Genomic DNA, 1808 nt, shown 5'->3' with positions numbered 1-1808 from the left:
AGCTGGTCTTGATTGTAACTTGACACTCGCGACGGGGATGACTCATGCTCTGGTGATGGCTGTTGCACTGGCTGGCGAGAGCTGCCCTCCGCAGCATGCGAGGTGCCCTCTCCAAGGGTTTCCCGATACCTCTTCAGCATGCTCACCCCACTCTGGACCCTGGGGTCGTCCGGACACAGCTCCCTAGCATAAGCCTTCAGCGATTCGTCACTAAGTCCATTAAGAGACAAATTGTAACGCTGCTGGAGCCTTCCAGACAATCTGCGGAGACTCGTGGAATTGTTAGATATAGACCCAGCCTCAAGCCTCCCGCGAGCCGCACCACCCGCATTATGGATTAACGCCGCATCTTCAGGAACGACATCATACCGCCTTCCCTGTCCCTGACGCGAGGTACCCGCTCCAGAGGCACCCTCTCCATAGGCACCCTCGCGGTACGCCCTAAGCATGCCCAACGCCGTAATGACCCGGGCTTCACCCGGAAACAGTTGCTTAGCATAATCCTTCAGCGACACGTCACTAAGTCCATTGAGAGACAAATTGTAACGCTGCTGTAGTGCTTCAGATAACTTGCGGAGACTCGAACCGTTCACGACTGCGGAGCGATACGCAATCTTCTGGCAAGCCGCATTACGCGCATTCCGGATGAGGGCCGCGTCATCAGGGGCGATGGCGTACCGCCTCCCATGATCGGGAGCGTCCTGCTGGCCCGCCTCTTCCAGGTGCTCCTCAAAGTCGCGCTGCGCGGCCTCCTCCGGCTGGCCCCCCTGTCCTGCCTGCTGCTGGGCCAGCATCGCGTAGTACGAGTTTTGCCAATCTGGTGAGAAGGGATTGAAGTTCTTCGGATCCATAATTCACCTCCGTGGTTTGAGAGATCCATCTAGCGAGGAACTATCCTGCCCGCATCCGCTGACGAGAAGCTGACGAGGCCCGCAGTTCAAAGACTGACAGCGCAGGCCTGCCGTTAGAAGCAGCGCTGAAAGGAAAAGGGCCAGGCGGTTTCAGGTGCATGGGGAAGGACTATTCACAAGATGTGCGAACGGGCCATTGCGTCCGCACTCGAAGGCGTCAGCGGAGCGTCGGCTAACGTGACATCCTCTCGGCTCTTACCGGTGCAAGAACAATGCAGGATCGATTTTTTTGTATTTGCTGACGCTGGCGCCGAACAGCTCAATGTACGAGTATGTGATGGCGTGCAAAATTTTGCTCCGATTTTTATCTGTTGCCACCGTCGGCACTGCTGCTTGCGCATTGGCTCGGCCTTCTAACTCCCACATCAGCCATCAATTCGAATTGAACGGTCGTCAGGTCTTCTGCTGCGCCACAATCGCACGCGTTCGAATGTCGGACCGACGGTACGCATACGCTAAAGGCCGCCTACTGACGCGTACCTTGTGGCGGTAGTGTCCGCTTAGATTAAGTGGACGCTTGGCAATGAAGTATCTGGCTATGGAACAGCCGTCGAGGGTGGAAGCGAGCACGCCGGCGGCTCTGCCGCTGCCGACGGATGCGGGCCGACAGCGGACGCGCCGCTCCTGGACGGTCGAGCAGAAGCTGGCGATCATGCGCGAGGTGCAGGAGTCCGGTGATCCGGTGGCGGTTGTCGCGCGGCGTCACGACATGAACGCGAACCACTTGCACATCTGGATGAAGCAAACCCGGGAACGGAGATCGGGTGACCGATCCGAGACCCCACCAATCGCTTTCATTGAAATGGGTGTGGTCGGTCACAGCGTGCACGATGTAGAGCCGGAAGAGCCGGGTCCTGTGCGATCGCACTCCGAAGTGCCAGCTGCGAGCTGCCAAGC

2 protein-coding genes are annotated in these 1808 nt (G+C 58.3%); one reads left to right on the top strand and one right to left on the bottom strand.

Going from position 1 to position 1808, the window contains the following annotated elements; translation table 11 throughout:
- The coding region (locus ACFFNA_RS35630) for a hypothetical protein (RefSeq protein ID WP_378924622.1) at positions 1-851 on the bottom strand (851 nt) is incomplete at its 3' end.
- A gap of 583 nt (positions 852-1434) precedes the next feature.
- Here ACFFNA_RS35630 and ACFFNA_RS35625 point away from each other — a divergent pair.
- On the top strand, positions 1435-1808 hold a 374-nt coding region (locus tag ACFFNA_RS35625; protein ID WP_378924620.1), incomplete at its 3' end, for a transposase.

The sequence above is a fragment of the Mesorhizobium kowhaii genome (genome assembly GCF_042431665.1).
Taxonomy (GTDB): Bacteria; Pseudomonadota; Alphaproteobacteria; order Rhizobiales; family Rhizobiaceae; genus Mesorhizobium; species Mesorhizobium kowhaii.
Note: the sequence above shows the minus strand (reverse complement) of the source record. Positions and strands in the feature narration are given on the sequence as shown.